The sequence below is a fragment of the Streptomyces sp. NPDC002793 genome, assembly GCF_040295485.1.
Classification (GTDB): Bacteria; Actinomycetota; Actinomycetes; order Streptomycetales; family Streptomycetaceae; genus Streptomyces.
The window spans coordinates 84,474-109,838 of the sequence record NZ_JBEOVL010000025.1; the positions used below are offsets into that span (position 1 = coordinate 84,474).

23 protein-coding genes are annotated in these 25,365 nt (G+C 71.6%); 10 read left to right on the top strand and 13 right to left on the bottom strand.

The annotated features are described in order from the left end of the window. Positions 1–127: 127 nt before the first annotated feature. Positions 128–1,681 (top strand): sugar transferase, encoded by a 1,554-nt coding sequence (locus tag ABT001_RS23590; protein ID WP_351280787.1) that lies wholly within the window; start codon positions 128–130, stop codon positions 1,679–1,681. Positions 1,682–1,777: 96 nt separating this feature from the next. On the opposite strand, the gene ABT001_RS23595 is transcribed toward ABT001_RS23590, so the two are convergent. Continuing rightward, complete coding sequence (locus ABT001_RS23595) at positions 1,778–2,761, bottom strand: GDP-L-fucose synthase family protein (RefSeq protein ID WP_351280790.1); 984 nt, start codon at positions 2,759–2,761, stop codon at positions 1,778–1,780. 117 nt (positions 2,762–2,878) lie between these two features. Between ABT001_RS23595 and gmd the strand changes: the two genes are divergently transcribed. From gmd to ABT001_RS23620, 5 genes are read left to right on the top strand one after another with little or no spacing between them, the layout of a single operon-like run. Further along, positions 2,879–3,892, top strand: coding sequence for a GDP-mannose 4,6-dehydratase (gene gmd / locus ABT001_RS23600; RefSeq protein ID WP_351280792.1), 1,014 nt, complete (start codon positions 2,879–2,881; stop codon positions 3,890–3,892). After that, on the top strand, positions 3,889–4,140 hold the full coding sequence (locus tag ABT001_RS23605; protein WP_351280794.1) for a hypothetical protein: 252 nt from the start codon (positions 3,889–3,891) through the stop codon (positions 4,138–4,140). Before gmd ends, ABT001_RS23605 begins: the two co-directional genes overlap by 4 nt. Further along, positions 4,137–6,392, top strand: a complete 2,256-nt coding sequence (locus ABT001_RS23610) for a LamG-like jellyroll fold domain-containing protein (RefSeq protein ID WP_351280797.1) — start codon at positions 4,137–4,139, stop codon at positions 6,390–6,392. The genes ABT001_RS23605 and ABT001_RS23610 overlap by 4 nt, the downstream gene beginning before the upstream one ends. After that, a complete protein-coding gene (locus ABT001_RS23615) occupies positions 6,389–7,090 on the top strand; it encodes a hypothetical protein (protein WP_351280799.1) in 702 nt (233 codons plus the stop codon). Before ABT001_RS23610 ends, ABT001_RS23615 begins: the two co-directional genes overlap by 4 nt. Then, positions 7,087–7,914, top strand: a complete 828-nt coding sequence (locus ABT001_RS23620; protein ID WP_351280802.1) for a glycosyltransferase family 2 protein — start codon at positions 7,087–7,089, stop codon at positions 7,912–7,914. Before ABT001_RS23615 ends, ABT001_RS23620 begins: the two co-directional genes overlap by 4 nt. A 4-nt stretch (positions 7,915–7,918) precedes the next feature. On the opposite strand, the gene ABT001_RS23625 is transcribed toward ABT001_RS23620, so the two are convergent. Further along, positions 7,919–9,076, bottom strand: a complete 1,158-nt coding sequence (locus tag ABT001_RS23625) for a glycosyltransferase (protein WP_351280805.1) — start codon at positions 9,074–9,076, stop codon at positions 7,919–7,921. Between the two features lie 110 nt (positions 9,077–9,186). Between ABT001_RS23625 and ABT001_RS23630 the strand changes: the two genes are divergently transcribed. Then, on the top strand, positions 9,187–10,707 hold the full coding sequence (locus ABT001_RS23630; protein WP_502967514.1) for a hypothetical protein: 1,521 nt from the start codon (positions 9,187–9,189) through the stop codon (positions 10,705–10,707). Here the strand turns inward: ABT001_RS23630 and ABT001_RS23635 are convergent. The 3 genes from ABT001_RS23635 to ABT001_RS23645 are packed head-to-tail and all read right to left on the bottom strand — an operon-like array spanning position 10,676 to position 14,891. Continuing rightward, positions 10,676–11,917, bottom strand: a complete 1,242-nt coding sequence (locus tag ABT001_RS23635; RefSeq protein WP_351280807.1) for an MATE family efflux transporter — start codon at positions 11,915–11,917, stop codon at positions 10,676–10,678. The two genes, ABT001_RS23630 and ABT001_RS23635, sit on opposite strands and share 32 nt — an antisense overlap. Then, positions 11,914–13,602 carry a lipopolysaccharide biosynthesis protein gene (locus ABT001_RS23640; protein WP_351280810.1) on the bottom strand — a complete coding sequence of 563 codons (1,689 nt, stop codon included), beginning with the start codon at positions 13,600–13,602 and terminating at the stop codon, positions 11,914–11,916. The genes ABT001_RS23635 and ABT001_RS23640 overlap by 4 nt, the downstream gene beginning before the upstream one ends. Next, positions 13,599–14,891 (bottom strand): glycosyltransferase, encoded by a 1,293-nt coding sequence (locus ABT001_RS23645; protein WP_351280812.1) that lies wholly within the window; start codon positions 14,889–14,891, stop codon positions 13,599–13,601. Before ABT001_RS23645 ends, ABT001_RS23640 begins: the two co-directional genes overlap by 4 nt. A gap of 117 nt (positions 14,892–15,008) precedes the next feature. Between ABT001_RS23645 and ABT001_RS23650 the strand changes: the two genes are divergently transcribed. Further along, positions 15,009–15,458 (top strand): FAD synthase family protein, encoded by a 450-nt coding sequence (locus tag ABT001_RS23650; protein WP_351280815.1) that lies wholly within the window; start codon positions 15,009–15,011, stop codon positions 15,456–15,458. On the opposite strand, the gene ABT001_RS23655 is transcribed toward ABT001_RS23650, so the two are convergent. Continuing rightward, positions 15,427–16,158 (bottom strand): CDP-alcohol phosphatidyltransferase family protein, encoded by a 732-nt coding sequence (locus ABT001_RS23655; RefSeq protein WP_351280817.1) that lies wholly within the window; start codon positions 16,156–16,158, stop codon positions 15,427–15,429. The genes ABT001_RS23650 and ABT001_RS23655 overlap by 32 nt on opposite strands. Positions 16,159–16,261: 103 nt before the next feature. Next, positions 16,262–17,089: a helix-turn-helix transcriptional regulator gene (locus tag ABT001_RS23660; protein ID WP_351280819.1), complete on the bottom strand. Its 828-nt coding sequence runs from the start codon at positions 17,087–17,089 to the stop codon at positions 16,262–16,264. Positions 17,090–17,251: 162 nt separating this feature from the next. On the opposite strand from ABT001_RS23660, the gene ABT001_RS23665 reads away from it, so the two are divergent. Further along, the gene (locus tag ABT001_RS23665; RefSeq protein WP_351280856.1) at positions 17,252–17,659 is read left to right on the top strand and encodes a nuclear transport factor 2 family protein; all 408 of its coding nucleotides are present in this window, start codon (positions 17,252–17,254) and stop codon (positions 17,657–17,659) included. After that, positions 17,659–18,501, top strand: coding sequence for an NAD(P)H-binding protein (locus tag ABT001_RS23670; protein WP_351280822.1), 843 nt, complete (start codon positions 17,659–17,661; stop codon positions 18,499–18,501). Before ABT001_RS23665 ends, ABT001_RS23670 begins: the two co-directional genes overlap by 1 nt. 47 nt (positions 18,502–18,548) lie before the next feature. On the opposite strand, the gene mnhG is transcribed toward ABT001_RS23670, so the two are convergent. The 6 genes from mnhG to ABT001_RS23700 are packed head-to-tail and all read right to left on the bottom strand — an operon-like array spanning position 18,549 to position 25,041. Beyond that, positions 18,549–18,950 (bottom strand): monovalent cation/H(+) antiporter subunit G, encoded by a 402-nt coding sequence (gene mnhG, locus ABT001_RS23675; protein WP_351280824.1) that lies wholly within the window; start codon positions 18,948–18,950, stop codon positions 18,549–18,551. Further along, a complete protein-coding gene (locus ABT001_RS23680; RefSeq protein ID WP_351280827.1) occupies positions 18,947–19,270 on the bottom strand; it encodes an MrpF/PhaF family protein in 324 nt (107 codons plus the stop codon). Before ABT001_RS23680 ends, mnhG begins: the two co-directional genes overlap by 4 nt. Next, on the bottom strand, positions 19,267–19,899 hold the full coding sequence (locus tag ABT001_RS23685; protein WP_351280829.1) for a Na+/H+ antiporter subunit E: 633 nt from the start codon (positions 19,897–19,899) through the stop codon (positions 19,267–19,269). The genes ABT001_RS23680 and ABT001_RS23685 overlap by 4 nt, the downstream gene beginning before the upstream one ends. Next, on the bottom strand, positions 19,896–21,551 hold the full coding sequence (locus tag ABT001_RS23690; RefSeq protein ID WP_351280832.1) for a Na+/H+ antiporter subunit D: 1,656 nt from the start codon (positions 21,549–21,551) through the stop codon (positions 19,896–19,898). The genes ABT001_RS23685 and ABT001_RS23690 overlap by 4 nt, the downstream gene beginning before the upstream one ends. Beyond that, positions 21,548–22,141, bottom strand: coding sequence for a Na(+)/H(+) antiporter subunit C (locus tag ABT001_RS23695; RefSeq protein WP_351280833.1), 594 nt, complete (start codon positions 22,139–22,141; stop codon positions 21,548–21,550). The genes ABT001_RS23690 and ABT001_RS23695 overlap by 4 nt, the downstream gene beginning before the upstream one ends. Next, on the bottom strand, positions 22,138–25,041 hold the full coding sequence (locus tag ABT001_RS23700) for a Na+/H+ antiporter subunit A (protein ID WP_351280835.1): 2,904 nt from the start codon (positions 25,039–25,041) through the stop codon (positions 22,138–22,140). Before ABT001_RS23700 ends, ABT001_RS23695 begins: the two co-directional genes overlap by 4 nt. Positions 25,042–25,365: the final 324 nt, after the last annotated feature.

The window sequence follows — 25,365 nt, forward strand, 5'->3', positions numbered from 1 at the left end:
CTTCACGAGAACTGCAGCGAAATAGCACGTGTGTGGATATCGTGCACCGAGCGAGGGCGCATCCGTCAGTCCATGGGATCGGCGGATGCGCCCCGTTTGTGGGGATGCGACTGTGGCTGGGGGGTTCATGGGGCATGTCGAAATACCTGAATCGGATATATCCGGTCCCGTCGGGCTTGCGGGAGCACCACGACCGCGTACCGCCGGGTCCCGGGACCGCAGGGTGGCTCCCGGGCAATCGTGGAGAGCCCGGACGGCCGTCGAGCGCGATCGCGTGGAGAGACCGCGGGCGAAGAAGCTGCCCGGTCCACGTGTGCCCTGCCTCTTCCTGACCGATCTGCTGGGGCTGGGGGTTCCCGCCTGGCTCGTGCTGCGTGCCGGGGACCAGCCGGGGCCGCTGGCCGCCGGGGCGTCGGCCGGCGTCGTATGGGTCGGTGTGCGCGCGGCGCGCGGCCGGTACGCGAAGCGACTTCCGGGGGCAGCCGGAGGGACGGCCTACGCCCCGTTCGGCGACTGGCTCGCCCTCACCGGGGTGCTGACCGTGCTGCTGGCCGTGACGGGCGGGGGCCTCGACCCGGCGACCGCCGTCGCCGCGCTGGTACCCGGGCTGGCCCTGGCCGTCCTCACCGGGGCCGTCGGCCGGCTGCGGGCCACGGGGCACCGTGGGACGCGCCGGGTTCTCGTGGTCGGTGAGGCGGCGGGCCTGGACCGTGCGGTGCGTCTGCTCAACTCCCGTGCGGATCATCCGTACACGGCGGTGGCCGCGGTTCCGGTGGGGCCCGCGGCCCCGGACTGCGGGGCGCCGGTGCCGGTGCCGGGGCGGCTGGCACCGGAACCGGCCGACGACGACGTGTCCACCGTGCTCGGCGGCGCCTTCGCCCATGACGCGGATCTGGTGCTCGTCGCCCCGGGACCACAGCTCGACGACAACCGGCTGCGCCGGCTTGCGTGGGGCCTGCACGACGGCGGGCTCGCCCTCTGCGTGCTCTCCGACCTGTCGGGGGTCGCGGCGAACCGGGTGCGGCCGGCCTCCGCGGCCGGGCTGACGCTGCTGCACGTCGCACCACCGTTACGAGGCGGCCCGCAGAGCCTGCTCAAGACCGTCGTGGACCGGACCGGTGCGGCGCTCGGACTGCTGGTGCTCGCACCCCTGCTCCTCGGGGTGGCCCTGGCGGTGCGGCTCACGTCACCCGGCCCGGTGTTCCATCGCCAGACCCGCCAGGGCCGGCACAACAGGCCTTTCACCATGTGGAAGTTCCGCACGATGGTGGCGGACGCGGAGTCCCGCAGGGAGCAGCTCTCGCCGGCGAACGAGAGCGAGGGGCCGATGTTCAAGATGCGCCGCGATCCGCGGGTGACCCGGATCGGCCACGCCCTGCGCCGGACCTCCGTGGACGAGCTGCCACAGCTCCTCAACGTCTTACGAGGTGACATGTCCCTGGTAGGTCCGCGCCCTCCGCTGCCGGAGGAGGTGTCGCGCTACGACGAACGCGAGCTGCGACGCCTGGCGGTCCGCCCGGGACTGACCGGCCTGTGGCAGGTCAGCGGCCGGTCGGACCTCTCCTGGCAGGAGACGGTCTCGCTGGACCTCTGGTACGTCGACAACTGGTCGGTGGCCACGGACGTGGGACTTCTGGCCCGTACGGTGCGCGCCGTCACCGACGGCCGCGGGGCGTACTGAGACGCCGTGGGGGGACACGTGGGGATTCGCGAGGAAGAGCGCGCGGGGGGTCGCGTGCACGGGCTCAGGACGCGCGGCGGCCGTCCGTCCGGACGGTCAGCCCCGAGGTGTCTGCGTGCCGAGCCACCAGGCGTAGGTGCGGGCGATGCCGTCCCGCAGGGGGATCTGCGGCTGGAAGCCGAGGGAGGAGAGCCGGGACACGTCGAGGAGCTTGCGGGGAGTGCCGTCGGGTTTCGAGGTGTCCCAGACGACGCGCCCCTGAAATCCCGTCACCTCCCTTACCGTTTCTGCCAGTTCGCGGATCGTGAGGTCCTCGCCGCATCCGATGTTGACGGGTTCCGCTCCGTCGTACACCTCCAGGAGCCGCACGCAGGCGGCGGCGAGGTCGTCGACGTGGAGGAACTCGCGGCGGGGGCTGCCGGATCCCCAGAGCGTCACCTCGCCCGCGCCGTCCCGCTTCGCCTCGTGGAACCGGCGGATCAGGGCGGGCAGCACGTGCGAGGTCTCCAGGTCGAAGTTGTCGCCCGGGCCGTAGAGATTGGTCGGCATGGCGCTGATGTACGAGGCGCCGTACTGGCGTCGGTGGGACTGGATCTGCACGATTCCGGCGATCTTGGCCAGCGCGTACGCCTCGTTGGTGGGCTCCAGGGGGCCCGTGAGCAGGGCGTCCTCGGGGATCGGCTGCGGGGCGTGCTTGGGATAGATGCACGAGGAGCCGAGGAAGAGCAACCGCTGGATCCCGGCGGCGTGAGCGCCCGCGATCACGGCGAGCTGGATCCGGAGGTTGTCCTCCAGGAACTGCACCGGACGGGTGCTGTTGGCCATGATCCCGCCCACCTTGGCGGCGGCGAGCACGACCGCGTCCGGGCGGACGTCACGCAGGAAGGCCTCGGTCGGCGCGGCCTCGCGCAGATCGAGGGCGTCACGGCCGCGGGTGATCACCTCGTGGCCGTCGGCGGTGAGGCGGCGCGCCAGCGCCGATCCGACGAGGCCTCGGTGACCCGCGACGAATATGCGGGCGCCGGGGCGCAGCAGGGGGCGGACGGATTCCTGGGGCGAGCCGGGGACATCAGTCGTCATGGCACGGATTGTGCCAGCAGCGCGCCACCCCGGTGACCCTTTGCCGCATTCCACTCAGATCCAGATATGTCGGGGAACCACATCGCCCGCAGGGGCGACACACAGAGGGGGGAGTCCATGGCGAAGACCGCTTTCATCACGGGTGTGACCGGACAGGACGGTTCGTACCTGTCGGAGCTGCTGTTGGAGAAGGGGTACACGGTCCACGGCCTGATCCGCCGTTCGTCGAGTTTCAACACCGAGCGGATCGACCACATCTACCAGGGGCCCGAGGAAGCGAACCGTTCCTTCGTGCTCCATCACGCGGATCTCTCCGACGGCGTCGCCCTGGTGAACCTGCTGCGGGACATACGGCCCGACGAGGTCTACAACCTGGGCGCCCAGTCCCATGTCCGGGTGTCCTTCGACGCCCCGCTCTACACCGGTGACGTCACCGGGCTCGGCACCGTGCGACTGCTGGAGGCGGTCCGTGCCAGCGGCATCGACACCCGGGTCTACCAGGCGTCGTCGTCGGAGATGTTCGGCGCGAGCCCTCCCCCGCAGAACGAGACGACGGCGTTCCACCCGCGCAGCCCGTACAGCGTGGCCAAGGTCTACTCGTACTGGGCGACGGTCAACTACCGCGAGGCGTACGGCATGTTCGCCACCAACGGCATCCTGTTCAACCATGAGTCCCCGCGCCGCGGCGAGACCTTCGTGACCCGCAAGATCACCCGCGGGGTGGCAAGGATCAAGGCCGGACTGCAGGACCGGCTGCATCTGGGCAACCTCGACGCCGTACGCGACTGGGGGTACGCCCCCGAGTACGTGGAGGCGATGTGGCGGATGCTCCAGCGCGACACCCCCGACGACTACGTGGTGGCGACCGGCGAGGGGGTCAGTGTCCGGCAGTTCCTGGAGTACGCCTTCGAGCACGCGGGCCTCGACTGGGCGGAGCACGTGCGCTACGACCCGAAGTACGAGCGCCCCAGTGAGGTCGACGCGCTGATCGGTGACGCGTCCAAGGCGGAGGAACTCCTCGGCTGGAAGCCGGAGGTGAAGTCGCGCGAGCTGGCGCGGATCATGGTGGACGCCGACATCCGGCAGTTGGGCGACCAGCTCGCCGGGTCCGCTGTCCGGGTGGACAGATGAGAGGGGCCGGACGTTCCGGACGGCCCGGGGACGGGGTGGTCACCGCCGTACCGGGCCTCGCCACGGGCACGGCCCCGGTCTCCACCGACCACTCTGCGGAACCGGAAGCCTCCGCACCGGGCGGGGCGCTCGGCTCCGCCACCTCACTCGCCCTGACCAGCAGCGGGACGGACCGCCTCCGCGTCTGGTCGAGCACAGCAACCGCGGCCCACCGGCCGCAGATGGTCCTCACCTTCGGAGATGAATGATGAACACACGCACGGGGCGGAGACCCGGGGGAAGCATCCGTCTGCGGGCCGCTTCCACCGCGTTCCTCCTGTTCGCCGGAGCCCTGACCGCGACAACCGCCGGGACCTCCCCGGCGGGGGCGCTCACACCGCCGGTGGCCCTCACCGCGGACGACCTCAGCACCTGGCAGACCAACGGCATCGTCTGGTCGATGGCCGCGGCGGAGGGGACCGTCTACGCGGGCGGCACCTTCTCCACCATCAGGCCGCCGGACGCGGCGGCGGGCACCTCGGAGCGACCCGCGGTCAACTTCGCGGCGTTCGACGCGGCGACGGGCGCGCCGACGGGGTGCAGCCTCTCGTTCACCCTGTCCTCCGGGACGGCCACCGTACGGGCGCTCGCCCTCTCCCCCGACGGTGAAACCCTGTACGCGGGTGGCCAGTTCGGGGCGGTGAACGGGGTTGGCGTCAGCAACATCGTCGCCGTCGACACGGCGACGTGCTCGCCCCGCCAGGACTTCAAGATCTCCGTCTCCGCGACGGTACGGGCCCTGGACGTCACGGCGGACACCGTCTACCTGGCCGGCGACTTCAACAACGTGGGCGGCCGGACCAGGAACAAGTTCGCCGCCGTGACCACCGGCGCGGACCTGCTGCCGTGGACGGCGAACGCCGACGAGGTGGCCCGCGCCGTGCAGGTGACACCCGACGGGCAGCACGTGGCGCTCGGCGGCGACTTCTTCACCGTCAACGGCACCACCTCGCACGCCCTGGCCGTCGTCGACGCCACGACGGGCGCGCTCACCAAGAGCTACCCGGGCTTCATCCCCAACACCTCGACGGTGCAGGACCTCACGACCGACGCGACCGGCCTGTACACCGCCAACGAGGGCACGGGTGGCGGGGTGTTCGACGGCCGGATCGCCATCGACCTCGACGACTACCAGCAGCGCTGGCGGGACACCTGCCTGGGCGCCACCCAGGCGGTCCTGGTCCATTCGGGCGTGCTGTACAGCGGGAGTCACGCCCATGACTGCGCCAGCATGGGCGGCTTCGCCGACCAGCCGCGCAAGCATCTGCTCGCCCAGTCCGTCGACGACCCGACGCTGCTGCCGTGGTTCCCCGACACGAACGACGGCATCGGTGAGCCGGTCGGGCCCCGGGTGATGGCGCAGACGGACAAGGGCGGACACCACTACCTGTGGGTCGGAGGGGAGTTCACCACCGTCAACGGCGCGGGGCAGCAGGGCCTGACCCGGTTCGCCGACGGTCCGGACACCGGGACGCCCTGGGTGCCCAACGTCAGTCTCTCCACGGTCACCCCGGGGCGGATCGACGTCAACTGGCAGACCAGCTTCGACACCGACGACGGGGAGCTGACCTACCGGATCTACAAGGACGGCGCGACCGAGCCCGTGCACACCGTCACGGGGTACTCGCTCTTCTGGGACCGCCCGCAGCTGACGTGGACGGACACCGATGTGGCGGTGGGTGAGACGCACTCGTACCGCGTCACGGCGAGCGACGGCACCAACACCAGCGCCAGGTCCCCGGCGCAGTCCGCGACCGTCGCCGCGTCGGCCCAGAGTTATCCGGCGCGGGTGCTGGCGGACGGCGCCTCACTGTACTGGCGCTACGACGAGGGCGCCTCCACCTTCGCGGCGGACACCACGGGCGGGCTGAACAACGGCTTCCTGCGCAACGCGCCCTCCTACCGGCAGACCCCTGCCGCGATCGCGGGTGGTTCGACCGCCATCGGCTTCGACGGGACGAGCGAGTACGCGTACAGCAACAAACGCCACCCGCAGCCCACCCGCTTCTCGGTGGAGACCTGGATCAAGACCACCACCGCACGGGGCGGCAAGATCATCGGCTTCGGCAATCTGAGCATGCAGAACAGCACGCGCTTCGACAAACACGTGTACATGGCCAACGACGGGCGGCTGGTCTTCGGCGTCCACAACGGCGGCCGCCGCACGGTGACCACCGCCGGGTCCTACAACGACGGCGACTGGCACCACGTCGTCGCCACCCAGGGCCCCGGCGGTATGAGGCTCTATGTCGACGGGCAGTTGCGGGCGTCGAGCATCCTCTACACCGGCAACGAGAACTACCCGGGCTACTGGCGGGTCGGCGGGGACAACCTGAACAACTGGGCCAACCGTCCGACCAGCAACTTCTTCGCCGGCCAGATCGACGAGACCGCCGTGTACCCGACCGCGCTGAGCGCTTCCCAGGTCAGCGAGCACTACGCACTGAGGACGGGTGAATGAGGTATCCCTTCCTGGCCGGCACCGCCGTCGCCCTCGCGACGGCGGTGCTGGCCGCCTGCGGCTCGTCCGACGGATCCGGCGGCGGAGGCGGGACGTCGGCGGCGGGCGGCACACCGTCCGCCGCGGCCTCCCCCGCGCCCTCCGTGGCCGGTCCCGCTGTCTCCCCGCCCGGCACGCGGGCCACGGAACCGGGTGCGACGCCTGAGGCGCCCGCCGGGGACATCACCCCGGCCACCGGATCCTTCACGAAGAAGCAGAAGGAGTACCTCACCGACCGCGTACCCCGGGGTACGGACCCGGCCGCGGTGCTCCAGACGGGCCAGGAGACGTGCGACAGGCTGCGCTTCCTGGTCAAGGCGGACAGGGCCGTCGCGGTGGGCGCGATCGTCTCCGGCGAGGTCGCGGACGCGGATGCGGCCGTGACGCATCTGTGCCCGCAGCACCAGGCCCTCGTCGACGAGGCCGCACGCGGTTACGCCGACGGCACCCACACCGGCAAGCGGCTCAGACCGGGCGGCTACCGGGCCCCCTCCCCCACGAAGACCTGCAGCTGGCAGGTGACCGGGGCGAGCGGCCAGGAGCTCGATTCCGGCTCCTCCGACACCGGTGCGGCGGTGGACATCACCGTCCCCGGAGCCGCCCGCGCCTTCACCTCCACAGGCTGCTACGCCTGGCTGCCGCAAGGAGAGAACCGATGAGCAAACTGCCCATCGCCGTGGCGATCCCCACGAAGAACGAGGGCCTGAACATCGCCGAGGCGGTGAAGTCGGTCCTGGGCCACTTCGAGGCGGTCGTCGTGGTGGACTCCCACAGCACCGACGACACGGCGAAGATCGCCGAGGAGTGCGGGGCCGAAGTGGTCACGTACACCTGGGACGGAGGGCATCCGCGCAAGAAACAGTGGTGCCTGGAGAACGTCCGCACGGATCTGGACTGGATCCTGCTGCTCGACGGCGACGAGCGGCTCAGCCCCGGGCTGCTGGCGGAGCTGCGGCGGATCTTCGCCGACCGGGACAGCCCGAAGCCGGCGGCGTACGACATCCCGTTGGGCTACTGGTTCTCGGGTAAACGGCTGCGGCACGGCTACACCATCCGCAAGCGGTCCCTGACCGACCGGACGAAGTGCTACTACCCCGAGGTCGGAGACCTCGCGGCGCCGGGGATCGGAGAGGTCGAGGGGCACTACCAGCCGGTCGCGGCGACGGCCGAGGCGCTGAGCAACCCCATCGAGCACCAGGACCTGGACCCGGTCACCGCCTGGTTCGAACGGCACAACCGCTACTCGGACTGGGAGGCGTGGCTGGAGCACCACCCCGAGGTCAAGGAGCAGGTACGGAAGGTGAAGTCCCGTCAGGGGCAGCTCTTCCACAAGGCGCCGCTCAAACCGCTGGTGTCCTTCGCCTACATGTACGTCTACCGGCGGGGCTTCCTCGACGGGCGCGCGGGCCTGGACTTCGCGCTCGCGATGAGCTTCTACCGCTGGCAGATAGCCCTCAAGTCCCGTGAGGGAAAGACAGGTTGATGAGTCACACCCTCCGGCGGACCACGTCCTCGTAGGTCCGCCGGAGGGTCCGGGTGACGACCTCGATGGTGAAGTGCTCGTTGACCAGGTCCCAGGCGGCTTTGCCCGCGCGGTCGTTGGCCGCCGGATCGAGCAGTTCCAGGACGGCGTCGGCGACCTTGCGGGCGTTCGCGCCGTCCTCACCGACCCTGCTGTCGATCACCCGGCCCGCCCCGGCTGCGGCCACGTCGGGGCCGAGCCCGCAGGTCCTGGTGATGACGGCGGGCGTCCCGACGGACATGGCCTCCAGGACCGAGACACCGAGCGGCTCCTCGATCGACGGCAGGACGTACACATCGGCCTGCCGCCCCGCGGCCAGCACCTCTTCGTGACCGAGGGGCCCCACGTGGTCGAGGGAGCCCATGACACCGAGTTGACGGGCGAGCGCGAGCGTGCCGGGCAGTGCGCCGGTGTCCGGTCCCGCGAGGACGAAGCGGGCGTCGGGGTGCCTGGCCAGGACGGCCGGCATCGCCGCCACGAAGTCCTGGGGGCGCTTGCGCTCCTGGACACGGGCCAGGAAGAGCACGGTCGGCGGCCGGCCGGGGTCACGGGCGGGCTTGCGCTCCTGCGGACGTACGCCGTTGACGAGCCGGACGGTGTTCGTGAGGGCGGTCGGCGCGACGACCGCGTTCACATCGAGGCGCTCGGCCTCGGTGAGGTGGAGCACGGCGTCGGCGCGGCGCAGCACCGTGCGGACGCCCAGCAGATCGGTGAGCTGGGCCACCCGCTTCTCGGTCGGGTCGACCATGCCGTGCGTCTGGACGACGAGCGGGGTGCGGGTGGCCAGGGCGAGGAGCGCGGCGGGCAGCGTCACCAGGTCGCGCATCAGGTGGACGTGGACGAGGTCGGCGCCGCGCATCATGCGGCGTGCGGTACGCAGCAGGGCACCGGAGGTGATGCCGCTGACCTCGAACACCGGGAGCAGGTGGCGGGCCTGGAAGAGGCGGACGGGGACGCCTTCGACCTCGCGCGGCAGCGCGCCGTCGAAGCCGTCGCCGAGAGCCATCACGCGGGCGTCGTCGCCGTCCGCGCGCTGCACCTTGGACAGGTTGAGCGCGACCCGTGTCGGACCGCCGAACGCGTGGTCCGGCGTGTGCAGTGTGACGATGTGCAGGATCTTCACCAGGGTTCCCCTCGCCCTCGGCCGACTGTTCACAGACTAGTCATCCGGTCTCCTCAAATGGCGCTGTTCGCTAGAGTGTTCGTGGCCATGGGGCCGGTGATCGGGGGGTCATGACGACCGTGCACGAGTCGGTGGGGAGCGCTCCCGCCCGGGAGGGTGCTGCGAAGCCGTCGACCGAGCCCCCGGCGAGGCCCCTGACGTGGGCGATGCTCTCCCGGGCGGTGTCCGTGCCGCTCATCCTGGGCCTGGTCTGCTTCCTGCCCGCGGTCATCGCCGCCCAGCCGGGTTCGGGGGTCCGGGACACCGCGTACTGGCTGCAGCTCGTCCTGACGTGTTACGCGGGCGCCCGGCTCGCCACGATGATCCTCTCCGCCCGACGGCGGCTGCTCCAGGGCGTGTTCTGGATGTTCGTGTACATCGCCATGGGCGTCGCTCCGTTCGCCCAGGTGGTGATCGGGCAGACCCCGACGCCGATGGTGGGCCCGCGCTCGGACCTGGTGACGGCGATCGCGATGATCCTGGTGGGTTGTGCGGCCTTCGACCTGGGGGCGCTGCTGGCCTCGCGCCGACCGCTGCGGCGACGCGCCGCCGCGGCGGCGGCGGCCACCGGCGGGCCGGCCGTGGCACACCCGGTCAGGCTGCGCCTGCTGGTGCTGCTCGCGCTGCTGGCGAGCGGGTACTACGTGATGAAGCTCGGCGGACCCGCCGTCTTCTTCTCCAGCCGCCAGGAGATCAGCGACACGGTGGCGCAGAGCGGCGTGGCCTCGACGGAGTCGAATGTCGGCTCCGCGTTCCTGAAGGGTTTCGGCACCGTCCCGGCTCTGCTGGCGTTCCTCTTCCTCACCCGGCGCCTGGTGACGTCGCGCCGCGCGCGGCGCTCCCCCTCCACGGTGCTGGTGTGGGTCGCGCTCGCGGCGGTCAACCTGGTCGTGAACAACCCGATCTCCAACGCGCGTTACTGGTTCCTGACGGTGCTGGTGTCGCTGCTGTTCACCGCGTTCCCGAGCAGTGCGGCGATGTACCGCACGGTGCTGACCATGGGGGTGGTGGGCGCCCTGGTCCTGTTCCCGTACGCCGACCGCTTCCGTTACGACGACGAGGGGTACCGGCCCGTCCAGTCGGCCTCCGTCTTCGAACCGCTGGCCACCAAGGACTACGACCAGACGGTGATGTTCGCCAACACCATCTCCTGGGTGGAGACCAGGGGACACACCTACGGCCGTCAACTCGCGGGCTCCGCTCTCTTCTTCGTCCCCCGGGCGGTGTGGAGCGGCAAACCGGAGGACACCGGGGTCCGGGTCGGCGAGTGGATGGGGATGAACATGACCAACCTGTCGGCCCCGCTGTGGACCGAGTTCTGGGTCGACTTCGGGGCCCCCGGCATGATCGGCGGCCTGGCGCTGATCGGCTACGCGGCGGCCCGCACGGACCGCAGGTACGCGCTGGCCGTCACCCGGGCGGGTCCCGGGCCGGGCAGCGTACTGGCGATCGCGGCGCCGTTGATCGCCGGGTACACCTTCATCCTGCTGCGCGGTCCGCTGCTCCAGGCGGCGGGGAAGCTGGCGATCGGCGCCCTCTGCCTCGTGCTGATCACCACGTTCAGGGAGCAGAGGGCAGCACGTCGGCGCTGACGGTCTCCCCGGCCCGGCCCCGGCGGCGCAGCCCGGCCACCCGGGTCCAGGTGGCGACGGCCTTGCAGAGCGAGCCGAGGCAGAGTCCCCAGGCGGCCCCCAGGACACCGCCGAGGGCGTAGCCACCGGCCATGAAGGCCACGGCGGTGAGCGAGAAGACCACCTGGATGCTGAGCGTCGTACGTGGGTCGAGCATGCGCAGGGCGAGCAGACCGCAGGTGCCGACTGCCATCGCCGCGTACTGGCTTCCGGTCGCGGGGAGCAGGGCGGCGGCCGTCGGCCAGGTGTCGCCGAGCAGCTCACGTCCCGCCCGCTCGGGCAGCAGGGCCAGCGCGGTGGCCCAGAGGGCGGCGGTCGCGGCGAGGACGGCGGCGAGACCGGCGGTGGCACGGACCCGGCGCCGTTCGTCTCCGATGCGGCCGAGCAGCGGCGGTCCGAAGGACGTGGCGGAGGTGAACAGCACGTTGAGCGGCCCGAACACGGTCGTGGCCCCGCGCAGTGCGCCGACCAGGAGCGGGTCGGCGGCGGCGCCGAGGCCGAGGACGGAGAGCTGGCCGGTCGCGTTGCCGACACCGAACTCGACGGCGAAACGCTGCCCGAGGTGCCCGCGCCCCAGCATCGGACGTATGCGCAGCGGGGTTCCGGCGGTCGAGCGGTGCAGCAGCGCGGCGGACAGCAGGAGAGCGGGCAGTGCGGACAGTCCCCAGACCACGATCAGCCGGGCGGGGGCGGCCCCGTACTCCTGGGCGGACAGGGCGCCGAGCACGCACACCAGCCGCACGAGGTCGGCGACGAGGGCGAGGTGGGGGCGGTGCAGGGTGGAGAAGGCGTAGCGCACGGCGTCCTGCCCCAGCACCACCGGCAGGACGAGGCCCAGCATCAGCAGGGCGCGTGCGGTGCCCCCCTGGACCAGCAGGCAGACGCCGGCCAGCAGCGCGCCGAGGGCGGCCGACGCGCCGAGGGTGAACACGACGGCCGAGCGGCAGGCCCCCCGGGTGTCCGCGCCCCCGCCGCGCCGTAGGACCAGGGGCTGCCCGGTGTACGCGCCGGAGACGCCCAGCAGCACGGTGAAGACCAGGTAGACCGCGGAGAAGCGGGCGAAGTCGGCCACGGTGGAGAGCCGGGCGGCGGCCACGAGCACCAGGATGTTGGTGAGCGCCGCCACGCCCTGGTCCGCGACCGAACAGAGGATCGCGGTGCGGGCTCTCACCGGCGCGCCCCCGGGAGGGTGAAGGAGCGCAGCCCCATGGTCTCGTCGGGGTTCCCGGTGAGCTCCGGGGCGTCGGCCCCGAGGGACGGCCCGCCCGGCCCGCGGCCGGAGCGGCGCCGGCCGGACCCGGGACGCCGGTCGGCGCGGCGCAGCCGGCCCCGGCCGGGGTGGAGGAGGGCTCCTAGCACCGAGCCGCCGGAGGCCCCGATGATCTCGCGGATGCGTTCCAGGTCGCTGCGGTGCACCTCGCGCGGATCGCAGACGACCATGACGCCCTCGACCCGGTCGACGAGGGCGACGGCGTCGGCGTACGACAGCACGGGCGGCGCGAGGACGATGACGACGGCGCCGGGGCGGTCGGCCTCGGCGACGATCCGTGCGACGGACGCGGAGGTCAGGGCGCGCGGCACGTTGTCGGCGGTGACCCCGGCCACCAGGGCGAACGCCCCGGAGCCCGGCACGTCCACGTTGGAGCGGCCGCCGGCCGGCCAGCTGCGGTCCCCCTCCTCGGCCGCCCAGCGTGGCGGCCGGACCTCGTGGGCGGCCGGCCCCAGATCGCGGGCGAGGGACGGGGTACGCAGATCGGCTTCCACGAGCAGGACGTCACGCCCCATCTCGGCGAAGGCGGCCGCCAGGTTGGCCGCCGCCGCGGCCGCCGCGGTGTTGTCCCCGCGCGGGGCGGTGACCAGGAGCCGGCGCCGCTCGGCGAACGACGGGTCGTAGGCGAGCCTGAAGGCGACGGCACGGTACTCCTCGGCGAGCCTCGAACCGCTGCGCCCGATCGCGAGCAGGCTGTCCGCGGCCGCGCGTTCCCGGGGCAGCGTGCCGAGCAGCGGGGCCCCGAGGGAACGGACGAGCTCGCGGGGGGAGCGTACGGCGGGGTCGAAGACGAGGCGTACCCAGGAGAGCAGCAGTCCGAGTGCGAGGCCGACGACCGCCCCGAGTCCGAGGAGCAGGGGCAGACCGGCGCCGGCGGGCTCGGTGGGCGCGACGGGCTTCTTGTTGAGGTAGCCGGGGGTGGTGTCGAGTGCCTGGAGCTCGGAGATCTTCCTGCTCAGCTCGGAGATGGAGACGATGATGTTGGCGCGGGCGCTGCTGACGTCGTCGGCGGCCTCGACCCCGGTGCTCTCCTCCAGCAGATCGCGCTTCTCCTCCAGCGGGTCGAGCTGGGCGCGGTAGCCGTTCGCCATGGTGTCGATGCTCTCCTCGGTGCGCGCCTTACGGTGCGCGAGGTAGGCGTTGGCCAGGGCTTCGGCGCGGGACCTGGCCTCCTCGGGGGCGGCCCCGGTGTAGGAGAAGCGGAGGGTGAGGGTGTTCGGCGGGTTGGTGACCTGGAGGCCGGCGAGCAGCTTCCTGGCGGTGACGTCGTCGCCCTGCTTCAGCAGCGTTCCGGCGGCCAGTTCGCCTACGGTGTCGCTGACCGCGGTCTGCCGTTCGGAGCCGATGTTGATGCCCTTGTCGGCGGACGCGCCGGTGGCGAAGGGGTCGGCGGTCGCGGAGCGCACCTGGACCTCGCCGGTGGCCGTGTAGGTGTCGTCGCCGTTCAGGGCGAGGACGGCGCCGCCGAGGAGGCCGGCGACGACGCCTCCGGCGAGCAGCAGGCGGTAGCGCAGGAGCTGCCGGAACTGGTCGCGCAGCAGCGCCGGTTCGTCCTGGTCGTCCGGGGGACGGGTCTGATGCGTCATCGGCGTGCTCCCCCTCGGGTGTCCCGTGCTCGCGTGTCCCCGCCTCGCACGTCCTGGAGCGCTTCGGTGAGCAGGGCATCGAAGCGGGCGAGGCCCGCCTCCCGGCTCAGGTGCCGTGCGACGTACTCCGGCCCGTGCTTCCCCAGCGCGTCCGCCGTCGCCGGGTCGGAGGCCAGACGGCGTACGGCGGTGAGGAGCGCGGCCGGGTCCTCGGGGGGCACCAGGACCCCCGCGCCGGAACGGCGCACCTCCTCCGCCGTGCCGCCCTCGCCGGCCACGGAGGCGGCGACGGGACGCCCTGAGACGAAGTACGAGGTGAGTTTGGAGGGGACGCTCATGTCGAGCACCGAGGCGCGTTGGGTCACCGCGAGCACATCGGCGGCGGCGAGCACATCGGTGAAGTCGTCCGCCGAGGCCGGCGGGAGGAAGTCGAGGTTGGACAGGCCCTCGGCCCGCTCGCGCAGCCCGTCGCGCTGGTTGCCGTCACCCATCAGGACGACCCGGATGTCCGGGGCCAGCCGGGCCAGGCCGACCAGGACGTCGAGACCCTGTTTGAGGCCCATGTTCCCGGAGTGCAGCAGCACGGGCGTGTTCTCGGCCCAGCCGAGCCGGGCGCGGGTGGCGGCACGGTCGCCCGAAGGGCTGCGCACATGAGTCCAGTTGGGGACCACGCGGATGCGTCCGGGATCCACGCCGAGGGCGGTGACGCCCGCCACGAAGCTCTCGTGGATGACACCGACGAGCGCCGCGCCGCGCAGTGCGTAGCGCTCGGCCTTCGCGGCGACGGCCGCGGCTCCGTCTCCCCCGCGGATACCGCTCTGCGCGGCGGCCGCGCCCATCAGGTCCTGGACGACGGGTATGTGCGGGACTCGGTGGCGGCGTGCCAGCCGGGCCGCGATCACACCGCCCGCGAGGCTCGGCATCTGGGAGACCACCGCGTCGAAACGGCCGGCCGGCGGGGCCAGGATTCCGTGGACGAGCACGGATGCCTCGAAGGCGGCGCGGCGCAGCGCGGTCTGACGGGGTGGCACGTAGTGCCGTCGCCGGTGCACACGCACCCCCTCACGGTCCTCCTCCCTCCGCCACGCCCCCCGGTACCGCTCGTCCACGCGCCAGGCGGGATAGTGCGGCATACCGGTCAGGACCTCGGTCCTGGCCCCCGACGCCGCCCAGTGCTCGGCGAGCTGCGTGGCGTACGGGCCGATGCCCGTCAGCTCAGGGGCGTAGTTGGTGGAGACCACCAGAAGTCTGCGGTGTGCGAACGGTCTGTGATGCTCAGCAGCGGACACGGATGATCGCCTTCCCCCCGGAACAGCCTCTCCTTTGAGCTTATCCGTTCACGCGATGCACAAGTGTTCTTCACAGTAAGGTCGTTGGACCAGTTCCACCGTGGGGGGAGAGAACGGATGGTGCAGCACAGAGTCGGCTACGCGCCAGGGGTGTACGACCTGTTCCACGTCGGCCACCTGAACATCCTGCGACACGCCCGCAGCCAGTGCGACTACCTGGTGGCCGGGGTCGTCTCCGACGAGATGGCCGCCCTGGCCAAGGGCCACAGACCGGTGATCCCGCTGCCCGAACGGCTGGAGATCGTGCGCAGTGTGCGTTACGTGGACGCGGCGTTCGTCGAGACGGTGCCGGACAAGGTCGAGACCTGGCAGCAGGTCCGCTTCGACGTCCTGTTCAAGGGCGACGACTGGCGGGGCACGGAGAAGGGCGAGCGCCTGGAGCGGGACTTCGCCGAGGTCGGGGTGGAGGTCGTCTACTTCCCGTACACGGTGCACACGTCCAGCACCCAGCTGCGCCGGGCACTGGACGTGCTCGTCAACCGGCCCGGAGCGCTTTCAGCTCCCTGAACCACTTGCCCAGGAACGCCACGAGGAACAGGGCGTGCACCGCTGCGAGCACGGCGTACCCGGCTCGGAAGGCTCCGGGTGCGCCGAGCAGCAGGAAGACCAGGCAGAAGATCCCGTAGTCCGCAGGCAGCAGCGCCACCGCCCGGATCCGGGAGACGGGGGCGGCAGGGCCCGCGGCGGCCGGTGCGGTGAGGACCGCAGCCTTGCCGAGCTGCTCCCGCAGCAGCCCCGCGCAGAAGGTGAGCACGGCGACGAACAGGAAGCCGAGCGGCAGCAGGAGCCATCCCTCACCGGGCAGGTCGCCGTGGCGGTGGAACGAGATCAGGACGGCGGTGTGGACGAGGATCATCTTGGCGCAGTCCACGACATGGTCGAGCCACTCGCCGTCCGGCCCGCCCCGCCCTGTCAGCCGCGCGAGCTGCCCGTCGGCGGAGTCGAAGGCGAAGCCCACGGCCAGCCCGGCCCAGACGAGCACGCCGAGCCACCAGGACGGCTCCGCGAGCGCCACGGCCGCGATCGAGACGAAGGTGAACACCGCGCTGACCAGCGTTACCTGATTAGGCGTCAGGCCGGCGCGATGCGCCCCCGCCGCGAGCAGCCGTCCGGCCGGCCGGTTCACGTACCGCGAGTAGAGCGAGACGCCCTTGGACGACTTCTGTGCGCCGCGCAACTCGCGCAGCACCGTACCCGTGCCTGCCATACGCCCCCCAGCGCCCGGTGGTTCCCCGCCGCATCATCGCAGAAGCGGGGCGGGAGGGATGGGGATTCTCCTGTCGCCGGGTGCGCTTCGACAGTCGCAGCGGTCAGAGGCTCTTCAGCGCGGCGGCGCTGGGACTGCCGACTTCTGCCGTGTACACCGCCAAGGAAAAGCTCGAACCGGGCAGGCCGAGGGTGTGGCGGTCCAGTTCCAGCTCGCCCCATGTGGGATGGCGCAGATTTTTTCGCACGCTGGGCACGGGGCGCACAGCGTGATCGGACCAGCTCCTCGAGAATTCCGGATCGTGGGTCGCGAACTCGTCGATCAGCTCTGCGAGTACGTCATCTGTGGGATGCCGAACGCTGGCGGCGCGCAGTTGAGCGGCCACCTGTCGGGAGAAATCGGCCTCCGATCCGGGCGCGCCGGTGCAGAGGGTGTCACGGAATCTCGTCGACATGCGCGTCAGGTTCCGCTCGCCAGGTGTGAGACGGGAGAAATCCGTGATCAGATTCACGGCCGCTGCGTTCCAAGCGACGATGTCCTGCCGGTCGTTGACGATGTAGGCGGGGATGCCGTCAAGTCTGTCGAGCAGTTGCTGAGCATCCTCGGGTACGTGCTCCGACGTGCCGTCGCTCTCCGCCGGCAGCACCTGTCCGGCCAGGCGGGCCAGATGGTCACGCTCTGCTCCGGTGAGCCGGAGAGCCGCCGCCAGCGCGACCAGCACCTGCGGTGAGGGCCGGGGTGCCCGTGCCCGCTCCAGTCGCTCGTAGTAGCTCACCGACACCTGCGCCAGGGCGGCTACTTCCTCGCGGCGCAGTCCGGGTGTCCGACGGGCACGCCGACCTGGTGGATGCGTCACTTCGGCCGGCACGTCCTCCGGTCGCAGTTCCTCGCGGCGGCGGCGGAGAAAGTCTGCGAGTTCCTGGCTGCTCACCTTTTCATCCTGGCACAGGAGGGACAGCTGAGCCTCGCACTGCCGGTCCGGGGATCAACTGTCCGTTCCGCGCCCACACATCCGCCGTGCACGGTTGCCTGGCTGGTCCGTCGACTACGAGGAGAAACGGTGTCCAGGACCCCTGAGGAAATTTTTCGCCGCATGGTCGACCTGATGCTGGTCAAGGACATGAATGCCGTGGCAGACCTGTGGGCACCTGACGGAACTGCGGAATTCCCCTTCGCGGCCGGGAGCTCCCCACGCATTCTCCGCGGACGTGAGGAGGTACGCGCCTACCTCGCCCGCTATCCGGAGCTGATGGACATGCGGGAGGTGGCCGCGCTTTCCGTGCGACCCACCGATCAGGCGGACACCGTCGTGGTGGAGTGGACGGCCACCGGCCGCACCGTGGCCACCGGCCGGCCCTACCGCCTGGACTACATCGTGGTTCTCACGGCCCGCGACGGGCTCATCGCCCGGTTCCGGGACTACTGGAACCCGCTGTCGGCGGCCGCCGCTGCCGGGAAGCTCGCCGGGCTGATCGACTCGCTGGAGAGGAAGGACGCCTGATGTCCGGAGTGCTGGTGACCGGAGGCACCGGCAAGACCGGGAAGGCGCTGGTGCAGGAGCTCCGCGACGCCGGTGTGCCGACCCGGCCGGCCGGCCGGACCCCGGCCGCAGCCGATCCTGATGCGATCCGCTTCGACTGGAGCGACCCGGCCACATACGGACCTGCGCTCGACGGGATGGACCGGGTCTTCCTGCTCCCGCCGGTGGAGAGCGTGGACCCGATGCCGCTGGTCGAGCCCTTCCTGCGTCAAGCGCAGCGGGCCGGTGTCCAGCGCCTCGTGATGCTCGGCTCCGCCATCGTGCTGCCCAACGCACCCAGCGCTGTGGAGATGGCCGCTCAGGTTCAGGCTCAGCCCGGAGGTGTCGTGCTCCGCGCATCCGGCTTCATGCAGAACTTCCTGCGCCCGCACCCCCTGGCCGAGCGAATCCACCGACACGGTGAGATCCGCAGCGCAGCCGGTGACGGCAGGGTGGGGTGGGTCGATGTGCGGGACGTCGCGGCCGGTGCCGCCGCGCTCCTGGCCGACCTGGGGGTGGACGCGCGAAGCGACTACCTGATCACCGGGCCGCACGGGATGAGCTACCCACAGGCCGCGCAGATCATCACCGCACGGACCGGCCGGCAGGTTCGAGTGGAGCGCGTTACGGAGGAGGAACAGGCTGCCGCATACCGTGGCGCCGGGATGCCGACCGGGTTCGCCACCGCCCTCGCCGCCGTCGAGCGCGGCATCGAGGAGGGACGCGAAGACCACGTCAGCACCGCGGTGCTCGAACTGACCGGCCGTCCGCCGCGCGCCTTTGCCGAGTTCGTCGCTGATCACATGTACGAGTGGACGCGGTAGTGCCAGGCAGGGGCTTGGGTGACCGGCGGCTCAGCGGCTGACCGTTCTCAACTCCGCCCGGGGTCCGTGCCCGGTTCGTGTTCCGCACCGGGTTCCGGCCCCGGCTCGGTGAGCTGCGCGTCCAGGTCGTCGAAGAGCAGCTCGCCGCGCTCGATCTGCCCGGTGCGGTACGCCGACCGCGCCACCAGGTGTGCGGCCACCGGGCCGGTCATCAGCTGGAAGAAGCCGATGAGGGCCAGCGTCGCCAGGTCCATGCCGCCGCGCAGTCTCAGTGCGACCCCGGCCAGCACCAGCAGCAGACCGAGGCTCTGCGGTTTGGTCGCCGCGTGGCTGCGCGACAGGACGTCGGACAGCTTCAGCATGCCGACCACCCCGAGGAGACAGATCGCGGCGCCGACGAACACGAGCACCGCCCCGGCCGTGTCCGTGATCTGCAGCCAGACGTTCACTCCTGTGACTCCTTCGCGGCGGGTTTCCGGCGCGACAGCGGCTTGTCGCGTACGGCGATGAAGCGGGCGATGCCCACCGATCCGGTGAAGCCGAGAAACGCGAGCACCAGCATGATCGGGAAGTAGAACGGGTCCCGGGCGAAGGCGGACTTGACGCCGAGGCCGGCGATGATCACCGCGGCGAGGACATCGAGGGAGAGGGCCCGGTCCAGCATGGACGGCCCACGGCTGATCCGGACGAGCAGCAGTGCGCCCGCGACCACGACGAGAACCACAGCGGCGGTCATGAGCACCCGGTCGACCGTCTCGGGACCACTCATGATCCCTCCTCTCCGATGTCGGATCCGGGGACCGGCGGGGGCGGCCCGGACACCCGGCGGATCTCGTCCCGGGTGCCGAACGCCCGTACCGTCAGGTCCTCCAGTTTCCAGACGGAACGCCGGGCCGCCTCCAGCTGCTCCGGCCGGTCCGCGTCCAGCACGTGCAGGAAGAGCGTGGCCGTGGCCCTGCGCACCTCGACGACGGAGCCGCCCGGCACGTTGGACACGGTCACGGCGGTCGCGGCGAGCATCAGATCGCTGCGGCAGCGCAGCGGTACGCCGATGACGGCGGGCCGGTGCGGCCGGTCGGCGAAGATCTGCCGGGTGACCTGTACCCCCGAGGTGTACATGTCGTAGAGCAGATAGGTGGCGAGCCGGAGGATCCCCCAGGGGTGCAAACGCAGGCCCAGGTCGACCTGCGGCAGCGGGAACGCCAGGCAGACGACGATCGCGACGACCGCGCCGGTGACGACGTTGGCCCAGGTCAGGGTGGACCACAGCAGCACCCAGATCACGGTGAGCCAGGCGATCAGAGGAAGGTCGAGCACCCGGCGCCTGCGACCGGCGAACTCGACGCTGAAGGGGGGCAGGTCGGGGTTGCGGTACGACAGGGTGATCAGGCGCCTCACCGGCCGAGCACCTCCTCCACATAGGGGCGGCGCGCGATGAGTTCGGCCGCCGAGCGGTCGGTGAAGGCCGTCAGCGGACCGGCCAGGACGGTGAAGGCGAGACCGAGCACGACGGCGGCCGCGGTCGCCGCCGTCATCGCCGCGGGCGGGCGGATCGTGGTGGTGACGGCACGCCCCTGCAAGGTGGCGGCCACGGCCTGGCCGGCCGGGGCCCGGGGCGGTCCGATCCCTTCGTCGCCGGTGCCCGGGACGCGGTCGGGCCCGGTGTCGGCGTCGTCGTCGTCACTGTCGTCGGCGGTCTCCAGGACGGTGCCGTAGGCGGTCTGGCCGGGAGGCTCCGTACGCCAGAACGCGAGGTTCCAGATCTTGGCCATCACGTACAGGGTGAGCAGGCTCGTCACGGTGGCGCCGGCGACGAGGATCCAGGCCAGGACACCGCCGTCGGCGACACCGGCCCGCATGAGTCCGAGCTTCCCGATGAAGCCGGAGAGCGGGGGGATCCCCGCGAAGTTCATCGCGGGGACGAAGAAGAGGACCGCGAGCAGCGGAGCCGCCCTGGCCAGCCCGCCGAGCCGGGTGAGCTCGTTGGTGCCGCCCCGGCGCTCGATGAGTCCCGCGACGAGGAAGAGGGTGGTCTGGACGGTGATGTGGTGGGCGACGTAGAAGACCGCACCGCCGTACGCCTCGCGGCTGGCGAGTCCGATTCCGAAGACCATGTAGCCGATGTGGCTGATGAGGGTGAAGGAGAACAGCCGCTTCAGGTCGGTCTGGGCAACAGCCCCGAGGATGCCCACGATCATCGAGGCGAGGGCGACGACCATGAGCAGATCGCCGAGCCGGTTACCGGGGAAGAGCAGGGTCTCGACCCGCAGCATGCAGTAGATGCCCACCTTCGTCAGCAGGCCCGCGAAGACGGCGGTGACGGGCGCGGGCGCGGTCGGGTAGGAGTCGGGGAGCCAGGCGGCCAGGGGGAAGACGGCGGCCTTGATGGCGAAGACGGTGAGCAGCATGGCCTGGACCAGGGTCTGCACGCCGAGGGGGAGGTCGGGCAGCCGGACCGCCAGCTGGGCGAGGTTGACCGTGCCCGAGGCTGCGTACGCCATCGCGATCGCCGTCAGGAAGAGCATCGAGGAGAAGAGCGAGATGATCACGTAGGTGGAGCCGGCCCGGATGCGGGGGCCGGTCCCGCCGAGCGTGAGCAGGACGAAGCTGGCGACCAGCATCATCTCGAAGCCGACGTAGAGGTTGACGAGGTCGCCCGCGACGAAGGTGAGGGAGACCCCGGCGACCAGGATGAGGTAGGCGGGGTGGAAGACGGCGACGGGCGTCTCCTTGTCCCGGTCCGCCATGCCCTGGCCGAGCGAGTAGACGAGGACGGCGAGGGTGACCGCCGAGGAGACGGTCAGCATCAGCCCGGACAGCCGGTCGGCGACCAGCGTGATGCCGAGCGGCGGGGCGAAGTCGCCGAGGTGGACGGAGAGCGGCCCCTGCCGGTCGGTGGCGATCATCAGGGCCAGCGAGAGGCAGAGGACCGCGCTGAGCACGGCGACGCTGATGAAGCGCTGGAAGCGCGCGAGCCGGGTACCGAAGGCGAGGCTCAGCCCGGTGGCGCAGAGCGGCAGCAGCACCGGCAGCGGGACGAGCGCGTTCATCGGGTGGCTCCTCGGTCGTCGTGCCCGTCGTTCACGTAGTCCTCCGGATCGGCTCCCAGCACGTCGTGCCAGAGGTCACCGCCGGCGTCCCTCCCCCGGGCCTGCAGGGCGCGGTCGGCACGCAGCCGGGCGCGCAGCCGGCGGTGTTCCTCGCGGTAGCGAGCGCGCTCCTGTCGGCTGCGGCCGGGCTCCGCCCGGTACTCCTCGCGGAGTTCGGCACGCTGCCCCATCACCTCGGCGCGCAGGAAGACGCGGCGGTCCTCCAGGTCGTCGTGGACCTCGTCCGTCCCGGTCAGCTGATAGCTGCGGTAGGCCATGGCGAGCAGGAAGGCCGTGGTGGCGAGGGTGATGACGATGGCGGTGAGTGCGATGGCCTGGGGCAGCGGGTCGGTGATCCGGCGGTGCGGGACGCCGTAGAGCAGGGGCGCCGCGCCCGCCGCGCCGGTGGCAGAGAGGACCAGCAGGTTGATGCCGTTGCCCGCGATCACCGCGCCGAGCAGGATGCGGGTGAGCGGTCGGGTCAGCATGAGCATGCCGCCGACCGCGCAGAGGACGACGGCCGTGGCGAGGAGCGAAACGCTCATGATCATCGGTCGGTCCCCCCCGGCCCGGTGCCGGGCGCGGGTGTCAGTGCGCCCGCCGCCCGTTCGATCTGGCGGTCGACCTTGGCGCCCAAGGCTCGCACGATGTCCAGGACGACGCCGAGTACCAGCAGGTAGACACCGAAGTCGAAGAGGACCGAGGTGCTCAGGTGGTAGTCGCCGAACACCGGCAGGTGTCCGTGGTGGGTCCAGGCGTGCAGCACCGTCCCCTCCGCGAGGCCGCCCAGGGCGACCGCGGTGGACACGAACAGTCCGAAGCCGGTGAAGAGTCCGGGCTGCAGCGGCGCGGCCTCCGCGAGCTCGAACCGGCCGCCCGCCAGGTAGCGGGTGATGAGGGCGAGCCCCGCCACGAGTCCGGCGACGAAGCCGCCGCCCGGCATGTTCTCCGCGCAGAACAGCAGGTACAGGGAGAGCACCAGGATGGGGTGGAAGAGCAGCCGGGCGATCACCTCGAAGACGACCGACCGGTGTTCGGGCGCCAGGGTGGCTCCGGCGGCGAGCCATCTGCGCTCGGGTGCGTTGTCGTCGCCCTGCGGCAGACCGGTCAGCCGCCCGGTCGAGAGTGTCCAGGCGGTCTCGCCCCGCAGTTCCTGCCGGTTCATGGGTGTCTCGCCTCGGCGGTGCAGATAGATGAGGCTGGTCACCCCGATCGCCGCCGCCGCGAGGACGGCTGACTCGCCCATCGTGTCCCAGGCCCGGAGATCGACCAGGATGGTGGCCACCACGTCCTTGAGGCCGTGGTGGGCCACCTCCTCGATCATCGCGGCGCCCGCCGGCTCGGCGACGCGCGCGGCGCCGGCCGCCCAGACGGCCACCCCGACCGTGGCCGCTGCGCCCAGGGCCACCGGGATCCGGAACGCCCGTCGCCAGGTGCCGATCGACTCCTCGAAACGCACCGGCATCCGGCGCAGGACCAGCACGAACACGATCATCGACACCGTCTCGACGCAGAACTGGGTGAGGGCCAGGTCGGGCGCTCCCTGCACGACGAAGAGCAGCGCGGTCCCGTAGCCGGTCAGCCCCGCCAGGACGACGGCCTTCATCCGGCGGCTGACGGTCAGGCAGGAGAGTGCGGCAGCGCAGGTCAGCAGGGCCACCGCCCCCTGGAGCGGGACGTCCCACACCCGGGGGGCCACCGCGCCCTCCCAGGGCCGGTCCGTGACCAGGACCGCGAGTTGTCCGGCCAGCATCACCATCAGGGTGATGGCCAGGTAGCCGGAGAGGGAGCCGCGCTGGACGAAGCCGGTGACCTGGAGGGCGACCCGTTCCAGGCCGAGCAGGAGGTGTCCGAAGACGCTGTCCGCGGTCGGCCAGGCGACGCGCCGGGAGATCCGGGTGACCGCCGTACGCCCCGAGAAGAGCACGGCGCCGCCCGCCCAGGTCAGGGCGGACAGCAGCAGGGCCGTGCCGAAGCCGTGCCAGAGCGCGAGGTGGTAGGGGTGGGCGGGGGTGGGGAACGCGTCGGCGTACGCGGCGAACAGACGGTCCGTCCAGCCGACGCCGGGGCCGAGCACGAGTCCGGCGACGGCGAGCACGGCGGGCGGGGCCAGGAGGCCGGGGGCGACGCGGTGGGCGGGGGTGTCCGCGACACCGGGCTTGCGGGCGAACGCCCCCCACACGAAGCGGAGGGTGTACGCCACGGTCAGCACGGAACCGACGACGGTGACGGCCAGCACCCACCGGTCCGCGGTGTCACCGTGCAGCAGGGCCTCGAAGGCGGCCTCCTTCGCCGCGAACCCGAGGAACGGCGGCAGTGCGGCCATGGACGCGGCGGCGAGCACCGCGACCGCGCAGACGTACGGCATGGTGCGGCCGAGCCCGGAGAGCTGCCGCAGGTCCCTGGTGCCGGTCGCGTGGTCCACGACGCCCGTGACGAGGAACAGCGCGGCCTTGAACAGGGCGTGTCCCAGGATCAGGGCGGCGGCGGCGAGCGCGGCGTCCCGGTTCCCCGCCCCGGCGAGCACGGTGAGGAAGCCGAGCTGGCTGACGGTGCCGTAGGCGAGGACGAGCTTCAGGTCGTGCAGGCGCAGGGCCCGCCAGGCTCCGAGGAGCATGGTCGCTCCCCCCAGGACCAGGACGACCGGCCGCCAGACGGGTACGTCCGCGAAGGCGGGGGCGAGCCGCGCCACCAGGTAGACACCGGCCTTGACCATGGCCGCGGCGTGCAGGTAGGCGCTGACGGGGGTGGGTGCGGCCATGGCGTTCGGCAGCCACAGGCTGAACGGCCAGATCGCCGACTTGGACAGCGCCCCGCACAGCACGAGGACGACGGCGACGGACACGGCGAGGGTCGGCTCCGGCGGGTCGGCCACGATCGCGGAGATCCGGTAGGTACCCGCCGCCTCACCGAGGATCAGGAAGCCGACCAGCATGGCGAGGCCGCCCAGCGTGGTGACCGTGAGGGCCTGGAGGGCCGAGCGGCGGTTCTTCTTGACCTCGCTGCCGTGACCGATCAGCAGGTACGAGAAGACGGTGGTCAGTTCCCAGAACACGTAGAGGGAGATCAGGTCGTCCGCGAGGACGAGGGCGAGCATCGCACCGGCGAAGGCCAGCAGGTTCCCCGCGAAGGAGGCCAGCCGGGGCGAGTCGTCGGTGAAGTAGGACGCGCAGTACAGCAGGACGAGCGCGCCCACGCCGGCCGCGAGCAGCACCATCAGTTCGGCGAGCGCGTCCAGGCGCAGGGCGACCGACACGTCGTACGTACCGATCCACTCCCACGACCAGGTGACCGCCCGGCCGGCCTCCGCGCCGCCCCACTCGGTGACCGCCCACACCGTGGTGGCGGCCGGTGGCAGGGCGAGCACGACGAAGGCGTACCTGCCGAGCCGCCGCACCAGCGGGGTCGCGCACGCCGCCAGGACGAAGTGGCTGAGGATGAGTGCGATCACGACGGGAGTTCCGGAACGAAGGGCACCGAATACAGATATATCCCCTGACTCGGTTCACCCGTCCGGCGCGCCGCGAGAGGGCGGGCCCGCTGGTTCCGGTCGGGGTCGGTGGTCGTCGTCGCTCGTCCCGCTGTGGTCACGGAACGGCGCCTGCCCGCTGCGTCGGCGGTCACACGGCATGACGTGGAGCACGTCCCGCACGGCCGCCCCGAACACGCCGCCGGGGCTCCTAGTAGGGCTTGGTCAGGTCGGACATGGGTGAGCGTGTCCTTTCGGTCGGTGTTGCGTTGACAGGGTGTGACTCCGGATGAGATTGCGGCTGTG